Source organism: Saccharothrix violaceirubra (genome assembly GCF_014203755.1).
Lineage (GTDB): Bacteria > Actinomycetota > Actinomycetes > Mycobacteriales > Pseudonocardiaceae > Actinosynnema > Actinosynnema violaceirubrum.
This window is the reverse complement of sequence record NZ_JACHJS010000001.1, coordinates 4549169-4567277: the sequence shown is the minus strand read 5'-3', so window position 1 is coordinate 4567277 and position 18109 is coordinate 4549169. Positions and strand designations below refer to the sequence as shown.

Genomic DNA, 18109 nt, shown 5'->3' with positions numbered 1-18109 from the left:
CCACCTTGGGTTACCGGGGGAAGCTCATCTGTCCGGGGCTGCTTTACCCGATCCATCGGTGAGCGCTCGATCTCCTCCTCGTCCAGTTGGAGCCACTTGAGGAACTGCTGCAGGGCCTTGTGCTTGTTCAACGCCGTGGCGGCTGATCGACTGTCGATCATCCAGGCTTGGAACAGCTCGATGTGCTGCTTCTCCACTGCGGTGGGGTCTTGTGCTGCAGCCCAGGTATCGCCGTCCACAGACCTTGCCGCCAGGTAGCGGGCCAACTGGGATACAGCGAGGATGTAGTTGTACCTGGTCGTCATCGGGTGGTTGCGCGATCGAAGGATGCGGTCCCAGTCGCGTAGGAAGCTCGACCACACTTTCGGCAGGTCAGTAAGCAGGCGGTCCAGATCCGACGTTGTCGTGTGTCGCTTCGGGGAGTGGGACATCGGGTGGCTCGTCGTCACGCTGCACGCTCCGAGGTGGTCGGGGTGCCAGAGCGACATGACCAGGGAGAGCACCCATCTGGATCACCGTCCTCCTCCACGCTGTCCGCTGCCACGTCGGCCGAGTCGGAGGTGATCAGTCGCAAGTGCTTCTTACTCCTGGACTTGGTGGGCGCGTCGAGGTCGACTTCATCCAGCGGGAGGCAGGAGCGGTGCAGGAAGTACTGGCCGCGCAGCTCTTGCCCATGGGTGGTGGCGTGCGGGTAGCCGTGGCGGATGGCGCGGTCGAACTCGACCGCCTCCGCCCAGCCCTGCGGGTCGTTGTCCCGTACCCAGCGCCAGCCCGCGTTGCCGTGGAACGGGCACCCGACGCAGGCGCTCTTGACCGTCTCCCCGAAGCCGCGTTCGGCGAGGAAGTCGACGCAGCGGGCCCGGTCGAAGCCCAGCTCTAGCAGCGGAAAGAAGTTCCGCAGGAACCGCAGCCCGGAGTCCTTGGCCCGGTGGAACTCGTCGATGCTGATGCCGATGGCCTGCTCGGCGAACACCCCTCGCGGCACCCGCCGCGGATGCGGATAGCCCAGCAGTTCGCGGGCCGCCTTCTTCAGTGGAATGATCTTGTACTCCGAAGTGCACTGCCGACGGGCGAGCCCTCGGGACCCGTCAGGGTTGAGGGTGTGCAGCGGCATCGAGACGAAGCGGTGGCGTGGGTCAAGGGCGTCGGCGCGGATGTTCCCGGCCGAGACCCGGCGCACCGGGATGCCCTTGCGCTCGGCGTGCGAGGCAAGGCGGTCGAGGTTCGTGTAGACGACGCGCGGCTCCCAGCCGGTGTCGGCGAACAGGGCGACGTCGAAGCGCGCGATCTCGCCCTCGCACGCCAGCAACAGCACGGTCGTGCTTTGCACTCCAGCGCCCAGGGACAGCAGTCGCAAGGCGGGCCCGGTGTCGGTGGCCTTCAGGCTTGTCGTGGTCATGCTGCGGTCACCTCCTGTCCGGTCGGCGACCGGTCGTCGGTGTCGGTGCTGATGTCGAGCAGTTCGGCGAAGTCGTCCAGCAGCAGGGCCACCGCGTAGGCGGCTTGCTGGGGAACCACGCCGTTGCCCAGCGCACGGAGCTGTGCGGTGCGGGGCAGCGGAAGGTCGGTGACCCAGCCTTCGGCCAGCCCCATGAGGTGCTCGACGAAGGCGGGCGCCAGGACCGGGCGGCCGTGATTGCCGGGCTGGGTCGGGTGCGGTGTCGAGCGGCCCAGCACCGCTTCCCAACGGTGGATCGCCGCCTCGTAGACACCCCAGTTCACCGGTGCCGACGCGACGCCGGATGCCCGACTCGTCGTGTTGTCGCGGTCGGGGGCCGCTACGAGATGTCGTCGGTCTCGTTGCCGTCGGTTCGGTGGTGCGCCGGTGGGGTGAGCAGGCGGATGACCGCCGAGGGCAGCATCAGGTCGCCCTTGGAGCCGCGTTGCGCTGGGCAGCCCTTCGTCCCGTCCGTCGCTCGTGGCGTCGGCAGGAATGCCTCGGGGTCCACCAGCGGGAGCACCTGCTGTGACAGCGGTGGCCGGAACCCCGCCCCCGCCTTGCGGCCCGCCGTGCCGGTGTCCGAGGCCCGCGGGGTCGGCAACAACCGCGCTGCATCCGGCAGCGACAGGCCACCGGTCTGCGCGCGGTGCGTGCAGTTCTTCGCGTCCGAGGCCGTCGGCGTCGGCAACAGCCGCAGTTGGTCCGGCAGCGACGGACCGCCCTGCCTGCTGGCGGCGCTGATGCCATTCGACGAGCCGTCGTGCGCGGTCGGCGTCGGCAGCATCTCCGCCTCGTCGGTCGGCGCGGGGCTCGCGCAGCCAGGCGAGCAGGAACACCCGCTCGCGGCGGTGCGGGGCGCCGACGTCGGCGGCGCGGACGCTACGCCAGAGCGCGTCATACCCCGCTTCGGCCAGGTCGCCGAGTACACGGTGGAGTCCTCCGTTGCGCCAGCGAAGCGCGGCGACGTTCTCCACCACGACGAGCGCGGGTCGTAGTACGCGAAGGCCCGCCACGATGTCGGCCCACAGCCCACTGCGGACTCCCTTCTCGATGCCCGCCCGCTTCCCGGCGGCGGAGATGTCCTGACAGGGGAACCCCGCGACGAGCACGTCGACCGGTTCGACCGCGGCCCAGTCGACGTGCCGCAGGTCACCGAGGTTCGGGATGCCCGGTGTCCGGGCGTCGAGGATCTGAGTGATGTGCGGGTCGGGGTCGGAGACCCAGGCGATCCGGCCACCGCCGAGCGCGGCCAGCACGCCGAGGTCCAGGCCGCCGTAGCCGGTACACAACGAGCCCACGACCGGACCGGGCTCGGTGACAGGGCGGGCCCGCCGTCCCGGCCCCGGCGTCACAGTCGGGACCGGGACGAGAGTGAGCGGACGGGCCGCCCGCTCGCGGCGTGAGCGCGGTGAACGGCGTGTCATGCCGCCTGGCCTCGCTCACCCGCACTGCTGCTCGCGGCGGTCGCGGACCGCCGCGAGCGGTACTGTGCGAGGTCCACCACGTCCTCCGCCGAAGTACCGGCCGCGGTGCTTCCGGCGGACTTGTGCAGGGTGGTGCGGAAGACGAGGACGTCCTCGTGGGCGATCAGGTGCAGCGGCAGTCCGGCCTCCCGCTGCTTGCGGATGAAGTCGCGTTGGAAGAAGCTGCCGCGGGCCACGAGGTCGGTCTCGGCGGCACGGGCGAGCAGCGCGACGTTGCGCTCGACGGGGATCAGGCCGGCCGCGCGTCCGCAGGCGAGGATCTGCGAGGGCAGGTCGATCAGCTCGGCGTGCTCGCGCCAGGGGCGGATGGTGATGGCGATGTGCCCACCCGGTCGCAGGAAGGTGCGCAGCGCGGCGAGGATGCGGGTGAAGCCGGCCAGCAGGCGGTGGTGGCCGATGTTGGCGAGGTTGCCGCGGTCGAGTGTGTTGCCGTAGAGGTGGTGGTACTTCTGCACCCCCGCGCCCGGTGCGACCGACACCTGCCCGTGGGTCGAGGGCCCGTAGGGCGGGGAGGTCACCACCAGCGCCGCCTGCCCGACGTACTCCGGCGGCAGCAGCGTCACGAGCTGGCGGGCGTCGCCGTGGAACACCCGCGCGTCGATCCCCTTCTCGCCGCCGACGCCCTGCTCCCGTGCGACGTCGAGATTCGCGTTCGCAACCTCGACCCAGTGCGGTTCGTACTCCACCCCGACGGCGCGGCGACCGAGGCGGACGGCTTCGACGAGGGTGGTGCCGATGCCGCACATCGGGTCGAGCACCAGCTCGCCCGGCTTCGTGTAATGGGTGACGGCGTGGCGGACGACCTCGGGCAACATCTTGGCCGGATGCGCGGTCGACTCGGGCGTATACTTGTTCTTGCGCTGGGCGGCCGGCGAGGACTGCGCGGTCGTCCACACCGACACCGCGCGCGGCTCCGCACTGCCGTTCTGCTCACCGCTGTCCACAGGGTTGTCCACAGCGGTGGGCGGGGTGTCGAGCGCGGCGATGAGCGCGCGCGGGATGCGCTGGGTCGGCTCGTCGCCGACCGCTGCGGCGGTCAGTTCGGATGAGGCAGCGGAGGACTCGGCGGCGGGCTGGTGGGTGGCGTCGTGCGTCACGGGCGTGCCTTCCTGGCGGAGCGGTCCGGGGTGGGCGAAGTCGTCGTTCGGCGCGGAGTCGGGCGCGGTGTTCATCGGAGGTCTTCGCGCTGCGAGACCGCGTCCGTGGACGCACTCGGCGACGCCAGGGGCGTCGGCTGGTGGTCGTGCGGCTGGGCGAAGACGAGGACGTCGGAGTGGATGCGCCGATGCGGCGCGGGCAGTCCGCGCACCAAGGCGCGGTGACGCGCACGCGCGTCGCCGTCGTCGATGTAGCGCTCACCGTCGACGCCGTCGGAGTGAGCATCGAAGTGGGCGTCGGCGAGGTGGAAACGGCCGTCGCGGACGGGCGTGTGCAGGGCGACGATGTGCTGGAGGTAGAGCAGGTCGGCGTTCTGTCCTGCGGTCACTACCGCGCCTGTCGGGTCGGTCAGCTCGCCCGACGTCCAGTCACAGTGCGTGAACACGACGAGGATGCCGCCGACCCGGAGCCGCCGTGCCGCGTAGAGCGCGATGAGGTCGGCGGTGTTGCCGTGACCGTGGTCGCCGAAGCGGTGCGTCGGCAGGCTGGTGACGATCAAGTCGGCGCTGTCCGCGCGTTCGGTCACCGCGTCCGGGACGGGCACCTCGACAGCGACCTCCGGTGCCGTGGGGAGGGTCGCGGAAGCCGGTCCCGCCCCGCCGACGAGGTCGGCCCAGAACGGGCGGGAGGCTGGGCCGGTCGACGTCGGATCGACCGGGACGCGCTCCACGCGCGCGACGCGGTGGAGGCGTTCGACAGCGGCGATGGCGTGGGCCAGTTCGGGGTCCGACTCGGTTCCGGGGGCGTGGTCGATGACGCCGTCGGCACCGACCACGCCGAGCGTCGGGCGGGTGCGCTCGGGGGTCGGCCAGTCCAGCAGCACGACCCGTTCGGCGGGCTTGCTGAACGAGGTGACGATCCGCTCGACGAGGGCCGCGGGCCAGGTGGCGTCGAGGTCGATCGGTGCGGAACCGGCGGTCCAGACGGTCGCCGGAGTCGGGGTCGAGGCCGACCCGCGTGAGCGCGAGCGGCCGGTGCCGGCCGTGGTCTTCGCGGGCTTGCCGGGGCTGACGCGGGTGGTGGTGGGAGCGGTCGGCCAGGCTCGGCGGTCGCCGCCTCGGCGCCCGCCGGGGCGGGCCGGAGCCGGGTGGGTGGAGTCCGTGCGCCGTCCGTGCGAGCGGCGGGCGGAGTTATCGGGCTGGGTCACGGGTGTCCCTTCGCCAGGCTGGGTGCGCCTGTCGGTGCGAGGCGCTGATGACACCCCTGAACTCCGAAATACAGCCCCTTTGGGGACACGCCCCAGTCACTTTTTTCAACCGCTTTATACGGCCGCGAATAGCCGGGAAAGGCTCGCGCGCGCGTGCCTGCACGGAGGGAGGCGGCGGGTCCAGCAGAAGCGAACCAAGCACTTTTTCCGAGCCCGCCGTAGATCGCGAGCACTCCGACCTATCGCAGCACGTGACGGCTCGCTCACGGCTCTTGCCAAACTGGTACCGAACTAGTACCGGAAGCCCATATTGCCAGCTAGATGGGTATTACCGAGCAAGTCGATTCGATCTTGACTGCGCATGTTCTGTGATCCACAACGAGGGTCAGAGTCGATCTTGTGACGCCTGTGGAGCGGGCGTGGTGATCGTCGGTACCTCTGCGGTACTAGTTCGGTACCAGTTTGGTTATCGGTTGGTACTACCCGCCGTGGCGTCCTGGGCAAGTCGTTGATTCCGACTTGCTTTCGGGAGCCATTCCATGAGTTCACGCGAGGCTATTCCGCGCTCCGGTTTCGAGCGCGACTCCATGCCCCTGGACGCGGCGCGCTCGGCGTTCGAGTGGCTGGTCGCCGGACCGCATCCGGTGTCGGTGGACGGCCGGTTGTTCCCCGGTCTCCCGGCACGGCGGGTGCCGTTGAACGAGCTGCGCGACCTGCTGCTGCGCCGCCGCTGCCCCCAGACGCTGCGGGACGCGGCGTGGGCACACCTGGTCCTGCTCGCCCGCACCGAGGGCGGCACCTGGACTGTCGGCGCGGTCGGGGTCGCGTTGCCCGCACTGACCTCCATCGCCGCCACCTTGTCGGCGAAGTTCGCCGGTGACCCGAGCGACATCCACGCCGCGGTGCTCGCCGGTTTCGTCGCCGAGCTCGGCGAGATCGACCTGCGCCGCCCGCGCGTCATGTTGCGTCTGCGGTGGGCCGCCTACCGCGCCGGCCACACCGCCGTGCGCGAGGCGCTGGACGCGCCGGTGCCCTCGGGACACGGGTTCCGCTCGACGATGCCGCCGCCCCCGTGGGGCCACCCGGACTTCGTCCTCGCCCGCGCTGTCGCCGAGCACGCGATCACCGCCGCCGAGGCCGAACTCATCGGCTCCACCCGGCTGGAAGGCGTCCCGCTGGCCGACGCCGCAGCCGAACGCAACCTCTCCTACCAAGCGGCGAAGAAGGCACGCCAACGCGCCGAGCGCCGCCTGGTCGCCTACCTGCTCGACGACACCACCGACACCCCGCACACCGGTCCCCACGAGGGCGACGTGGCGAACCAGGTGGCCGACGCGGTGACCATCACCGCCGCCGCCCAGCACTCGATCGCCGACGCTTCGCTGTCACGCAGCGTCACTGATCTGGCGGCGCGCACGGCGAAGAAAGTCGGCGACCGCGTGTCCCCGCAGGGCCGATTTTCCGGAGTTCAGGGGTGCGGGAGGAAACCAGCCACCCCCGCGCACACCACCTCTTCGCCCACGCCGCCGCGCGAGTCCACACAGCACTCGGAACAGCGGCCGTCGGGCACGACTCCGGGAGTGTCGCGATGCGCCTGACTCGTACCCCTGCTCGTCCTCACAACCACTGCCAGCCCGGTGACAACCGGCCTCACCGCGGACCTGTCGTCGGTCGTCGCGAGGTGACCTCGCGAGCCCACACACCGACGTGCGCGGGCCTGCGGCAGCTGGCCAACGATGGCAACACACCTCCGACCTCTGACAAGCGCAGCGACCGCCGCAGCAGCATCCGCCGCCGCGTCCTGCTGGTCACCGAACTGGTCGCGGTGGCGCTGCTGGCCTCCGGCGCGACTGCGCACGCCGACACGGTGGTGCTCGCGATCGCGGGCAGCGTCGACGAGGTCCTGACCAACATCCGCAACTGGCTGATGGGCATCCTCGCCGGGCTGGCGACGGTGTTCCTCACCATCGGCGGTGTCCGCCGCGTGTTCGGCGGCGGTGACCCCGGCGAGCAGGAGAAGTCCAAAGAGGCGTTCAAGGCGGCCGGGATCGGCTACGCCCTGGCCGCGCTCGCACCGCTGGTCGTGACGGTGCTCAAGGGCATCGTGGGGGCCTGACCGATGCGCCCGCCGAACAGGCCGGTCAGGTCTGCCCCACGCCGCACATCGGTCGGCCCCACCGTCGGCTCACTGCACGACACAACGCCCACCGCGCGACGCGGAACGGTGTCGGCGGACCACCGGGAGATGCTCGCGCCTCCGACCGCGAGCACCCGGCGAACCCGCCGGATCGGGCGACTCCTTCGCGTCACGCGGAGCCGGGCGCTGGTGGCGTTGGCGGTGAGCCTGGTCGTCCTGGTGGGCGGCACCCTCGCCTCGGCGGCGCTCAGTCCCGACTCGGGTACGCGGGTGGTCCCGGCTGCCGCGGCGCAGCCCGCGCCGCCGACCGACCTGCCGCCGCTTCCGCTTCCGACGGTCGACCCGGACCCCTGCGGTCCGGGCTCGCCGTCGCTGCCGATCTGCACCCTGCCGACGCCGACCACGACGCCTCCGATGACGGGGCTGCCGCTGCCGACCGAGGTCCCGACGCTGCCGCCGTGCGACCCGGCCATTCCGCTGCAGCAGTGTGCGCCCACCGGCACCACGACCCCGCCGACACCGTGCTCCGGTGAGGGCTGCATCCCACAGCCCGGCACCACCACCGCGCCACCGACCAACCCCGGCACCGGGCAGCCCGGTCAGGGTGAGGAACCCGAGGACGACTGCGGGATCACCGACATCGGTGCCTGCATCACCGAGGCCATCAACGCCTTCTTCCGGGGCATCGTCACCGAGGCGCTCAACCCGCTGCTGGACCTGTTGTCCAAGACGCTGCTGACCACGCCGATGCCGGACTCGCTGCCGCGCGTGGGCGAGCTGTGGGACAACTCCTGGCAGATCCTGCTCATCTCCTACGGCCTGCTCGTCCTCATCGCCGGGGTCATCGCGATGGGCTACCAGACCGTCCAGACCCGACACTCCATCAAGGAACTCGCACCCCGCCTGGTGGTCGGGTTCCTGGCCGGCGCCTTGAGCCTGTGGGTGGCGACCAAGGGCATCCAGATCGCCAACGCCCTCGTCGCGGCGATCATGGGCGGCGGGGTCGACGCGAACTCCGCGGGCGAGACGCTGCGCAACCTCGTGCTGGGCAGTCTCAACGGCGGCATCTGGATCATCTTCATCGGCATCTTCCTCGCCGGGATGCTCGTCGCGCTGCTCATCACCTACGTGGTGCGGGTCGCGCTGACCATCATCCTCATCGCCGGGGCGCCGCTGGCGCTGATGTTCCACGCTCTGCCGCAGACCGAGGGCATCGCCTACTGGTGGTGGAAAGCCTACGGCGGCTGCCTGGGCATCCAACTCGGCCAGAGCCTCACGCTGATCACCGCGATGAAGGTGTTCCTCGCCCCCGGCGGGTTCACCATCTTCGGCCCGACCATGTCCGGGTTGGTCAACCTCCTGGTCGCGCTCGCGCTGATGTACATCCTGTTCAAGATCCCGTTCTGGGTGTTGTCCTCGGTGCGTGGCGGGGGCGGCGGTCGCGGTCTGATCGGGTCGCTGGTAAGGGCGTTCGTCGCTTACAAGACCTTCGGTCTGCTCGGCGGCGGTGGCGCCAAGAGCCCGAAGCCCCGCCCATCGGGCGGCGGCCGGGGCGGCAACGGCGGCGGAAGTTCGAGCGGCGGCAGCGGTTCGTCCAACCCGTATGCCAACGCGCAAACCACCGCGAACGGGCAGTACGTTCTGCCGCTGCCCGGTGTGCGCCGGACCCGCCCGACGGGCAAGCCCGCGCCGAAGCCGAAGCCCGGTCCGGCCTCGAAGTCCTCCGGTCCGCAGGGCCGCCAGCTGGCACTGCCGTTGGGTGACGACTGGCCGGAGAACAAGCCGGTGCTCGGCCGCGATGGGCAGTACCGACTGCCCTTGGACGTCCAGCGCACGACGCCACCACCGGCCTCACCCACCGGGACGGACACCGGCGGTCGTCGCACCCGTGCGGCCGGGGGCAAGCAGCTCGAGTTGCCGTTGGACCCCTACCGGGGCAACCGCCCGAACCGGTCCGGGCAGTACCCGCTGCCCCTGGATGGGGTGCGCCGCGTGCCGCGTCCGGCGAGTCCGCCGCCCCCGCCGAGCCCACACCCGAGCGGGCGTCGGGTGGTCCAGCCGGAGCTGCCCTTCGACCCGTACAAGGGCAACCGGGCGACCCGCGGCGGCCAGTACCCACTGCCAGTGGACGGCGTGCGCCGGACTCCGGCGCCCAAGCCCGCACCCGCTCCGCCACCGCCGGCCTCGCCTCGCCCGTCCCCGCGAACGGGACAGCAGTTGCGGTTGCCGCTGGACCTGCCCAAACCAGCCAAGCCACCGACGACGCCGGTCTTCAGCTCACCACCGTCACCACCGGCGCCACCGGCGCCACCGAGTCCCAAACCAGGAGGTAAGTCCTCATGACCGCCCCCGTTCGTATCCCGGCCGATGTCGACATGCACGACCGCGTCCTCGGGCCGCTGACCGCACGCCAACTGGCCATCCTCGCCGCCGCCGGGGCGGTGCTCTACCTGACCTGGGCGGCCACCCGAGCCTTCATGCCCATCCCGGTGTTCCTGGCCTTCGCCGTCCCCGTCGGCGCGGCCTCGGCGATGCTCGCGCTGGGCAAGCGCGACGGCGTGCCGATGGACAAGCTGCTCGTCGCCGCGATCCGGCAACGGGTCGCACCCCGGCACCGGGTCGCCGCGCCCGAGGGCGTGCGCCCGGCACCTGCCTGGCTCACCCCGGACACCGACCAGGCAGCAGGCCGCCGCAAGGGCGGCAAGAGCCGAACCGGGCAGCCCGAGCAGGTTTCGCCCTCGGCGTTGCGGCTGCCGGCCGAGGCTGTCACCGAGACCGGGGTGGTCGACCTCGGCACCGACGGCCTGGCAGTGATCGCGGTTGCCTCCACGGTGAACTTCGCGCTGCGGACCCCGAACGAACAGGAAGCGCTCGTCGCGAGCTTCGGCCGCTACCTGCACTCGCTGACCGCGCCGGTGCAGGTGCTCGTGCGCACCGAACGCCTCGACCTCTCCACCCAGATCGCCGAACTGCGCGAGCGGGCGGGCGGACTGCCGCACCCGGCGCTGGAGGCCGCCGCGGTCGAGCACGCCGACTACCTGGTCCAGCTCGGGCAGCAGTCGGACCTGCTGCGCCGTCAGGTGTTGCTCGTGCTCCGCGAGCCGCTCGGCGTCGCCGCGCCGACCGACGGGTTGGGCGGGCCCGGCCCGATGGCGGTGCTCAGCTCGATGGCGGGCAAGCGCCGCAAGCAGGCAGGTGAACAGGTCGACGCCGGAACCCGCCGGGCGGCGGAGTCGCGCCTGGTGCGCCGTCTCGGCGAGGCGATCGAGCTGCTGTCCCCGGCCGGGATCGTGGTAACCCCGCTGGACGCCGGGCAGGCCACGGCGGTGCTGGCCTCGGCGTGCAACCCCGACAGCCTGCTGCCGCCTTCGGCAGGACTGGCCGGCGCAGACGAGGTCATCACCACCTCCGGCGCGGATCTCACCGAGGACGACATCGACGGCGGCTCCTACTTCGCGCACCGCGCCACGATGCCCAGCCGCGCGCCGTCAGGGAGGTCGGAGGACAGGGACGAGTACGGGGACGACTGGGACTACGAGGACGAGAGGGGGCGGTCCTGATGGCCTCCCGCACACGCAAGACCAACGGCAACCCGGCCGCTCCGACAGCAGCCTCGTCGGCTGCTGCCGCGTTCACCCCCGACGCCCTGTCCGTGGCCGCGCGGCACCTGGAGGTCGGAGGCGAGTGGGTCGCCAGCTTCGCCGTGGTCGGCTTCCCCCGCGAGGTGCACCCAGGCTGGCTCGCCCCGCTGCTGACCTACCCCGGCCGCCTGGACGTCTCGGTGCACATCGAGCCGATCGACCCCGCCACCGCCGCCTCACGACTGAAGAAGCAGCTCGCGAAATTGGAGGCCGGGCGCCGGCACACCGCCGAACACGGCCGCCTGTTCGACCCCCAAGTCGAGGCCGTCACCGAGGACGCCTACGACCTGTCCTCCCGCGTCGCCCGAGGCGAGGGAAAGCTGTTTCGAGTCGGGCTGTACCTGACCATCCACGCCGCCTCCGAGAAGACGCTCACGGATGAGGTGGCCGCCTTGCGGTCGCTGTGCGCGAGCCTGTTGCTCGACGCCAAGCACACCACCTACCGGTCCCTGCAGGGCTGGGTGTCGACACTGCCGATGGGCCTGGACCTCATCGGGATGCGCCGCACGTTCGACACCTCGGCGTTGGCAGCGGCGTTCCCCTTCACCAGCCCGGATCTGCCCGCACCGGACCCGACCAGCGTGGCCGCGCCCTCGGGCGTGCTCTACGGCTACAACGTCGGCTCCCAGGGCTTGGTGCACTGGGACCGGTTCGGAGAGGGGATGCACAACCACAACTCGGTGATCCTCGGCCGCTCCGGCGCGGGCAAGTCCTACCTGGTGAAGCTGGAGCTGCTGCGGTCGTTGTACCGGGGCATCGAGATCGCCGTGGTCGACCCCGAGGACGAGTACGCCCGGCTGGCCGCCGCGGTCGGCGGCACCTACGTCCACCTCGGCGCGCGCGGCGTCCGCCTCAACCCGTTCGACCTGCCGATCCACACCCGCGCCGACGGCCGCCGCACCGCACCGAAGGACGCGTTGGTGCGCCGGTCGCTGTTCCTGCACACCGTCATCGCCGTCCTCGTCGGTGGCGAGTTGGAGGCGGCGGAGCGGGCGGCGTTGGACCGGGCGATCGCCGCGACCTACCAGAGCGTCGGGATCACCGCCGACGCCCGCACCTGGACCCGGCCGTCCCCGACGCTGCGGGTCTTGCGGGATCAGCTCGCGGGCGCCGGGCAGGCCAGCGACCGGGCCGCGGGTGAGCTCGCAGCGAGGCTTCATCCGTTCGTCGAGGGCGCGTTCAAGCAGCTGTTCGACGGGCCCAGCAGCGTCAACCCCGAAGGCCACCTCGTCGTGTTCAGCCTGCGCGATCTGCCCGACGAGCTGAAGGGCATCGGCACCCTGCTGACTTTGGACGCGGTGTGGCGACGGGTGTCCAACCCGGCCATCCGCCGCCCGCGCCTGGTCGTGGTCGACGAGGCGTGGCTGCTGATGAAGGAGAAGTCCGGCGCCGAGTTCCTGTTCCGCATGGCCAAGGCGTCCCGCAAGCACTGGGCCGGGTTGACCGTCGCCACGCAGGACACCGCCGACGTGCTCGGCAGCGATCTGGGCAAGGCGGTCGTGGCGAACGCGGCGACCCAGATCCTGTTGCGGCAGGCGTCGCAGGCCATCGACGAGATCACCCAGACCTTCGACCTCTCCGCCGGGGAACGCGCGTTCCTGCTCTCCGCCGACCGTGGCCAGGGCTTGCTGTCGGCCGGGACGCAGAGGGTGGCGTTCCAGAGCATCGCCTCACCGACCGAGCACTACCTGGTCACCAGCAACCCGGCCGAAATCGCCGCCTACGCCGACACCGCCGAACCGGTCGACGAGGCCGACACCGCGTTCGTCGACCTGGGCTTCGACGAAGACGAGTTCGACTCCGACTCCGGCGACGACCAGATCCACCTCGACGCCGCCTGAGCGCCACCACCCGTACGCACCCCTCCCGTGAAGGGACTCGTTCATGCTGCCCCGAACACCGACGTGGGTACCGCCTGCCCTCGACCAGCCACCGGAACTACCCCTCACTACAACGCGCCCGCACTCGACGGCCCCTGTCGCCGCCGGGTGGCTGGAGGACTACCTGCGCGATCCCGGCGGCGCGCTACTCGCGTTGCTGGCCCGGCTGCGGGACCTCGCCCTGGACTGGGGCCCGATCGCGGCGCCGGTCCTCGCGGTCCTCATCACCGGGATCGTGCTCGGCCGGCGCTGGTGGGCCCGACGCTGCCACGAGCTGCTGCTGGCCGACGCCCGTCAGGTCACCGTGCTCGCCCCACCCCAAGTGGATCCCGCGGGCGGGGCGGCACTGTGGTCGAACCTGGTCGGGCTGCTGCGCCCTGGGTGGCGGCGGGCGTTCACCAGCCAGCCGCACGTGGCGTGCGAGTACGTCTTCTCCGAGGCCGGTGTCGCGATCCGGCTGTGGGTGCCCGGCCTCATCCCGCCCGGCCTGGTCGAACGCGCAGTGGAGGCGGCCTGGCCCGGCGCGCACACCCGCGTCGGCCCGGCCGAGCCACCCCTGCCGACACCGAACGAGGGGCAGCGGCGACTGGTAGTCGGCGGCGAACTGAGGCTGGCCCGCCCCGAGGCGCTGCCCATCCGCAGCGACTTCGACGCCGACCCGATCCGCGCCCTGATCGGCGCGCCGGTCGGTCTCGGACGTGAGGAGTTCGCCTGTGTGCAGGTGCTGGCCCGCCCGGTCACCGGCCGCCGCGTGCAGAAGGCGCGGCGCGCCGCCCGGCGGGTCCACACCGGCGGCTCGACCCGGCTGGTCGGGCGCGTGCTCGACGCGATCACCCCCGGCACGGGCAGCCGCTCGCGGCGTACGGCTTCCGCGTGGACGAAGACCGGGGCCTTGCACAGCGACCCGCAGACCTCATTGGAATACGCCGCGCAGAACCGCGCGATCGTCGGCAAGCAGCGAGGCAGCCAGTTCGAGACGGTCGTGCGCTACGCCGTGGCGACCCTGCTGCCCGCCGACACCGATGAGGCGGAGGTCCGCCGGGCGCGGGAAGTGGCCCGCGGACGGGCTCACGCCTTGGCGGCGTCGTTCGCCTCCTACACCGAGCACAACCACTACACACGTAACCGCATCCGCCACCCCGGCGCCGTGGTGGACTCCCGGCGGCTCGGGCGCGGCGACTTGTTGTCGGTGCCGGAGTTGGCGGCGATCGCGCACTTGCCCACCGACGAGGCCATCCCTGGCATCCAACGCGCCGGAGCCCGCGCCATCGCCCCGCCGCCTGGGATCGCAACGCCCGGCCCGGAGGCCAAGCCACTCGGGGTCACCGACACCGGCCACCAGCGCCCCGTCGCCCTGCGCGTGCCCGACGCCCGACACCACCTGCACGTCATCGGCGCGACCGGCTCGGGCAAGTCGACCCTGCTCGGCAACATGATCCTGGCCGATGCCGAGGCAGGTCGGGGGATCGTGCTCATCGACCCCAAGGGCGACCTCGTCACCGACGTCCTCTCGCGACTGCCCCGCTCCGCCGCGGACCGGATGGTGATCTTCGACGCCGACAGCAAGTCCCGGCCGCCGTGCCTCAACCCCTTGGACGGCGGCGAGACCGACTTGACGGTGGACAACCTCGTCAGTGTGTTCCGGCGGGTGTACTCGGCGTTCTGGGGACCGCGCACCGACGACGTGATGCGCGCCGCCTGCCTCACCCTGCGCAACCAGGAAGGCGTCGCCACCCTGGCGGACCTGCCCAAGCTCCTGGCCGACGAGGCTTTCCGCAGCCGGGTCACCGCCGGAATCACCGACCCTGTGCTGCGCGGGTTCTGGTCCTGGTACGAGGACCTCACCGACTCGTCCCGCTCCCAGGTCATCAGCCCGCTGATGAACAAACTTCGCGCGTTCCTCCTGCGGCCCTTTGTTCGGGACGCGATCGCGGGCAGACACTCCACAGTGGACATGAGCCAGGTCCTCGACGGCGGCATCTGCCTGGTGCGCATCCCCAAGGGTTCGCTGGGCGAGGAGACCACGCGGCTGGTCGGGTCGCTGGTGGTCGCCCGCACGTGGCAGGCCACCACGGGCCGGGCCCGCACCCCGCAACGGCAACGCAGGGACGCGAGCCTGGTCATCGACGAGTGCCACAACTTCCTCAACCTGCCCTACCCGATCGAGGACATGCTGGCCGAGGCCCGCGGGTTTCGAGTCGCGATGACCCTGGCCCACCAGCACCTCGGCCAACTCCCCCGCGAACTGCGCGAAGGCATGTCCACCAACGCCCGCTCGAAGATCTTCTTCAACGCCAGCCCCGAGGACTCACGCGAGCTCTCCCGCCACACCGCACCCAGGTTGTCCGACCACGACCTCGCCCACCTCGGCGTCTACCACGCCGCCGTGCGACTGGTGCTCAACGGCGAGGAAGCCCAGCCGTTCACCATGCTCACCCAGCCCCTCCCGCCCGCCGTCCCCGGCAGGGCACGGGAGATCCGCGGCGTGGCGCGCCGCACGGCGCGGATCCGCGCGACCGAGGCCGCCACCGGCGGGCCCGCAACCGCCGGCACCCGGCCACCACGCAGCTCGTCAGGTCCGGCCCGACCCGCGAACCGGAACGAGCCCGTCGCGCGCCCGCGTAGCGCCGACCCCCGCCGCAACGGCTGACCGCCCCGCTCGTCCGCTCGTTCACCCGCCCATCACGCCCCGGCGCGCTTCGCGCCGGGGCGGTTTCGCCCTGCCCACCCGGAGGTGCCCACCATGATCACCAATCCCACCCGGCAGCGTGCTTTGCGCGGCCACAAGCCGACCCGGCCCACCCCGCGTGTCGCGAACACCGCCGAGCACCAGGCCGTGCTGGCGTGGCGGCTGACCCCGCGCGACAAGTGGATCGCCCGGATGCTCTGGGAGCACAAGGTCCTCACCGCCCACCAGATCACCGCGCTCGCCTTCCCCAGCTTCCGATCCGGGCGGATGCGGCTGCGCGAGCTCTACCTGTGGGGCGTCGTCGACCGCTTCCAGCCCTTCGTCACCCTCGGCACCGCGCCGATGCACTACGTCCTGGCGCCCGCCGGTGCGGCCGTGCTCGCCGCCGAGGACGGCCTGGACGTCAAGGAACTCGGCTACCGGCACGACCGGGTCTTCGGCGTCGCCCACAGCCTGCGCCTGGCCCACACCGTCGGCGTCAACGAGTGGTTCACCGCCCTGGTCGACCGCGCCCGCAACCCTCACCCCGGCGAGCAGGTCGAGCTGGCGGCGTGGTGGTCGGAGACCCGCTGCGCCCGCCACTTCGGTGACCTGATCAAACCCGACGGCTACGGCCGCTGGAGGTCAGGTGAACGGCAGGTCGAGTGGTTCCTCGAGTACGACTTCGGCACCGAGCCGCTGAGCAAGCTCGCCGGGAAACTGGCCGGCTACGCCGCCCTCGCGCAAGCCACCGGTATTACCACGCCGCTGTTGGTGTGGCTGCCGACCTCGCGGCGCGAGGCCGCCGCCCGGCGGCTGCTCGCGAAGGCGTGGCGTGAGCTCGACGACCGGCGCTCGGTGCCGATCGCCACCGCGGCGGCCGAGCTGCTCAATCCCGAGGCCACGCATCCGAGCCCGGCCGACGAGGTCTGGCTGCCGCTCAACGCCCCTGCCGGAGCGTCCCGGCGACCGCTGTCGGGATTGCCCGACGCCTGGCCGCACGTGCCGCCGCCGGTCACGCCCAACGAGGAGGCCCCGGCGGGTGCGGACTCGCCGCAGCCGATGTCGCCGCCGCCCTCGCCGATGCCGCCTACCTCGACCAGCTCACGGGCGTCGCGCGGGGCGGGCCGGCCGGGGAGGTGGTGAGAGGTGCTCGCCAAGATCGCTATCGGGGCCGCGGCCATCCTGCTGCTCATTCCCGTCATGATCGGCCAGAGCGTGAGTGCCGTGGTGGACGCGCTGTTCGGCAGCTCCTCGAACACCACCATCGACTGCACGTCACCGATCGCCGACATCCCGCCCGAGTACTGCCTGCTTTACGTCGCCGCGGCCCCGGACTGTCCCGGCCTGGACTGGACGGTGCTCGCCGCGATCGGCAAGGTCGAGACCGACCACGGTCGGCTGAAGGCACCCGGCGTGACCGAGGGCGAGAACTTCGCCGGGGCCGGCGGGCCGATGCAGTTTCTCGCCCCGACCTTCACCGGCGTCATCGCCAAACACCAGATCCCGCCCGGCGGCGCGAGCCCGCCCTCGCGGTACAACCCCCACGACGCCATCCACGCCGCGGCCTTCCTGCTCTGCGACGAAGGCGTCCGGCGAGGCGACCTGCGGGCGGCGATCTTCGCCTACAACCACGCCAACTGGTACGTCGACAAGGTCCTCGAACAGGCTGCCAAGTACGCCGAGGCCGCCGCGACCAGCGTCGGCAACGGCGACTGCAACGCCATCCGAGCCCCCAACGCCATCACCCTCGCCGCGATCAACTACGCCTGCGGGCAACGAGGTCTGCCCTACGTGTGGGGCGGCAACGGACCCGACGGCGGACACGCGGGCTTCGACTGCTCCGGGCTGACCAAGGCCGCCTATGCCGCCGCCGGAGTGAACCTGCCCCGCACCGCCCAGACCCAGTACGACGCTGGCCCGCGCGTCCCGGCGGGGCAGCCGCTGTTGCCGGGTGACCTCGTCTTGTACGGCACACCCGGCAACATCCACCACGTCGGCCTCTACATCGGCGGCGGACTCATGATCAACGCTCCGACCTTCGGCCAACCCGTGCAGATCGACAAATACCGCTACAACGGCGACGACTACGCCGGGGCGACCCGCCCGGCGGCCTCTATCGCGGCGTGAACGGTTCGGGCTCACCCATCCCCGCGCCGACCTTGGCGGCGAAGGGCTGGCCGTAGGGGTCGACCAGCACGATCCGCTGGGTGAACAGCGGCGGCGAGACGGTGTCGAGGGTGATGATGTTGTGGTCGCTGGCCAGCTCGAAGAGCGTGTTCATCACCTCGCGGCTGGTGGTGCGGTCCGGGTCGGTCTCGACCGAGAGGCCCTCGACCCGGATCTCCAGCAGCCGGTGCTGGGGCAGCACGGTGATGCGGGTGTGGATGTGGCCGGGAAGTCCGCCGTCCTCGCGTAGCTCGGCGATGTCGGCGGACAGTGCCACGGCGATCGCCTCCAGCCGGTAGCCGCGTTCGATCTCTACCCGCGCGCCCCACACCACCTGCAGGTCCGCCGGGACGTCAGGTTCAGCCATGACGAGTCCTTCGTGAG

14 protein-coding genes and 2 pseudogenes are annotated in these 18109 nt (G+C 71.5%); 8 read left to right on the top strand and 8 right to left on the bottom strand.

The annotated features are described in order from the left end of the window. Window positions 1-101: 101 nt before the first annotated feature. From F4559_RS36045 to F4559_RS21005, 7 genes and pseudogenes are all read right to left on the bottom strand, one after another. Window positions 102-431: pseudogene (locus F4559_RS36045) on the bottom strand (phage integrase N-terminal SAM-like domain-containing protein); the annotation flags it as partial. A gap of 14 nt (window positions 432-445) precedes the next feature. Further along, window positions 446-1399, bottom strand: coding sequence for a hypothetical protein (locus tag F4559_RS21020; RefSeq protein WP_184671203.1), 954 nt, complete (start codon window positions 1397-1399; stop codon window positions 446-448). Next, a complete protein-coding gene (locus F4559_RS35345; RefSeq protein ID WP_246446783.1) occupies window positions 1396-1722 on the bottom strand; it encodes a hypothetical protein in 327 nt (108 codons plus the stop codon). Before F4559_RS35345 ends, F4559_RS21020 begins: the two co-directional genes overlap by 4 nt. A gap of 56 nt (window positions 1723-1778) precedes the next feature. Next, window positions 1779-2045: a hypothetical protein gene (locus tag F4559_RS35340; protein WP_246446781.1), complete on the bottom strand. Its 267-nt coding sequence runs from the start codon at window positions 2043-2045 to the stop codon at window positions 1779-1781. Between the two features lie 265 nt (window positions 2046-2310). Continuing rightward, window positions 2311-2865: pseudogene (locus F4559_RS35335) on the bottom strand (DNA cytosine methyltransferase); the annotation flags it as partial. Next, on the bottom strand, window positions 2862-4097 hold the full coding sequence (locus tag F4559_RS21010) for a TRM11 family SAM-dependent methyltransferase (protein ID WP_184671199.1): 1236 nt from the start codon (window positions 4095-4097) through the stop codon (window positions 2862-2864). The gene F4559_RS21010 and the pseudogene F4559_RS35335, both read right to left, overlap by 4 nt. Beyond that, a complete protein-coding gene (locus tag F4559_RS21005) occupies window positions 4094-5230 on the bottom strand; it encodes a hypothetical protein (RefSeq protein WP_184671197.1) in 1137 nt (378 codons plus the stop codon). The genes F4559_RS21010 and F4559_RS21005 overlap by 4 nt, the downstream gene beginning before the upstream one ends. Window positions 5231-5769: 539 nt before the next feature. Between F4559_RS21005 and F4559_RS21000 the strand changes: the two genes are divergently transcribed. The 8 genes from F4559_RS21000 to F4559_RS20965 all read left to right on the top strand — a co-directional run bounded on the left by F4559_RS21000 (window position 5770) and on the right by F4559_RS20965 (window position 17686). Further along, window positions 5770-6828, top strand: a complete 1059-nt coding sequence (locus F4559_RS21000; RefSeq protein WP_184671194.1) for a hypothetical protein — start codon at window positions 5770-5772, stop codon at window positions 6826-6828. A gap of 203 nt (window positions 6829-7031) precedes the next feature. Further along, window positions 7032-7346, top strand: a complete 315-nt coding sequence (locus tag F4559_RS35330; RefSeq protein WP_246446140.1) for a pilin — start codon at window positions 7032-7034, stop codon at window positions 7344-7346. Between the two features lie 129 nt (window positions 7347-7475). Then, on the top strand, window positions 7476-9710 hold the full coding sequence (locus tag F4559_RS20990; protein WP_246445288.1) for a TrbL/VirB6 family protein: 2235 nt from the start codon (window positions 7476-7478) through the stop codon (window positions 9708-9710). Beyond that, window positions 9707-10927, top strand: a complete 1221-nt coding sequence (locus F4559_RS20985) for a PrgI family protein (RefSeq protein ID WP_184671192.1) — start codon at window positions 9707-9709, stop codon at window positions 10925-10927. The genes F4559_RS20990 and F4559_RS20985 overlap by 4 nt, the downstream gene beginning before the upstream one ends. Beyond that, window positions 10927-12849, top strand: coding sequence for a VirB4 family type IV secretion system protein (locus F4559_RS20980; protein ID WP_184671190.1), 1923 nt, complete (start codon window positions 10927-10929; stop codon window positions 12847-12849). The genes F4559_RS20985 and F4559_RS20980 overlap by 1 nt, the downstream gene beginning before the upstream one ends. 43 nt (window positions 12850-12892) lie before the next feature. Then, window positions 12893-15538: a type IV secretory system conjugative DNA transfer family protein gene (locus F4559_RS20975; RefSeq protein ID WP_184671188.1), complete on the top strand. Its 2646-nt coding sequence runs from the start codon at window positions 12893-12895 to the stop codon at window positions 15536-15538. 93 nt (window positions 15539-15631) lie between these two features. Continuing rightward, entirely contained in the window at window positions 15632-16702 is a 1071-nt protein-coding gene (locus F4559_RS20970; protein WP_184671186.1) for a replication-relaxation family protein, read from the top strand. Between the two features lie 57 nt (window positions 16703-16759). Then, window positions 16760-17686 carry a C40 family peptidase gene (locus tag F4559_RS20965; protein ID WP_184676049.1) on the top strand — a complete coding sequence of 309 codons (927 nt, stop codon included), beginning with the start codon at window positions 16760-16762 and terminating at the stop codon, window positions 17684-17686. On the opposite strand, the gene F4559_RS20960 is transcribed toward F4559_RS20965, so the two are convergent. Further along, entirely contained in the window at window positions 17673-18092 is a 420-nt protein-coding gene (locus tag F4559_RS20960; RefSeq protein WP_184671184.1) for a hypothetical protein, read from the bottom strand. The genes F4559_RS20965 and F4559_RS20960 overlap by 14 nt on opposite strands. Window positions 18093-18109 lie beyond the last annotated feature (17 nt).

What these genes read in the sequence shown, in the direction of transcription:
- F4559_RS20985 (WP_184671192.1), top strand. Translation starts at nt 9,707, where the DNA reads ATGACCGCCCCCGTTCGTATCCCGGCCGATGTCGACATGCACGACCGC.
- F4559_RS20990 (WP_246445288.1), top strand. Translation starts at nt 7,476, where the DNA reads ATGCTCGCGCCTCCGACCGCGAGCACCCGGCGAACCCGCCGGATCGGG.
- F4559_RS20980 (WP_184671190.1), top strand. Translation starts at nt 10,927, where the DNA reads ATGGCCTCCCGCACACGCAAGACCAACGGCAACCCGGCCGCTCCGACA.
- F4559_RS21010 (WP_184671199.1), bottom strand. Translation starts at nt 4,097, where the DNA reads ATGAACACCGCGCCCGACTCCGCGCCGAACGACGACTTCGCCCACCCC.
- F4559_RS20965 (WP_184676049.1), top strand. Translation starts at nt 16,760, where the DNA reads ATGATCGGCCAGAGCGTGAGTGCCGTGGTGGACGCGCTGTTCGGCAGC.
- F4559_RS20960 (WP_184671184.1), bottom strand. Translation starts at nt 18,092, where the DNA reads ATGGCTGAACCTGACGTCCCGGCGGACCTGCAGGTGGTGTGGGGCGCG.
- F4559_RS20975 (WP_184671188.1), top strand. Translation starts at nt 12,893, where the DNA reads ATGCTGCCCCGAACACCGACGTGGGTACCGCCTGCCCTCGACCAGCCA.
- F4559_RS21020 (WP_184671203.1), bottom strand. Translation starts at nt 1,399, where the DNA reads ATGACCACGACAAGCCTGAAGGCCACCGACACCGGGCCCGCCTTGCGA.
- F4559_RS21000 (WP_184671194.1), top strand. Translation starts at nt 5,770, where the DNA reads ATGAGTTCACGCGAGGCTATTCCGCGCTCCGGTTTCGAGCGCGACTCC.
- F4559_RS20970 (WP_184671186.1), top strand. Translation starts at nt 15,632, where the DNA reads ATGATCACCAATCCCACCCGGCAGCGTGCTTTGCGCGGCCACAAGCCG.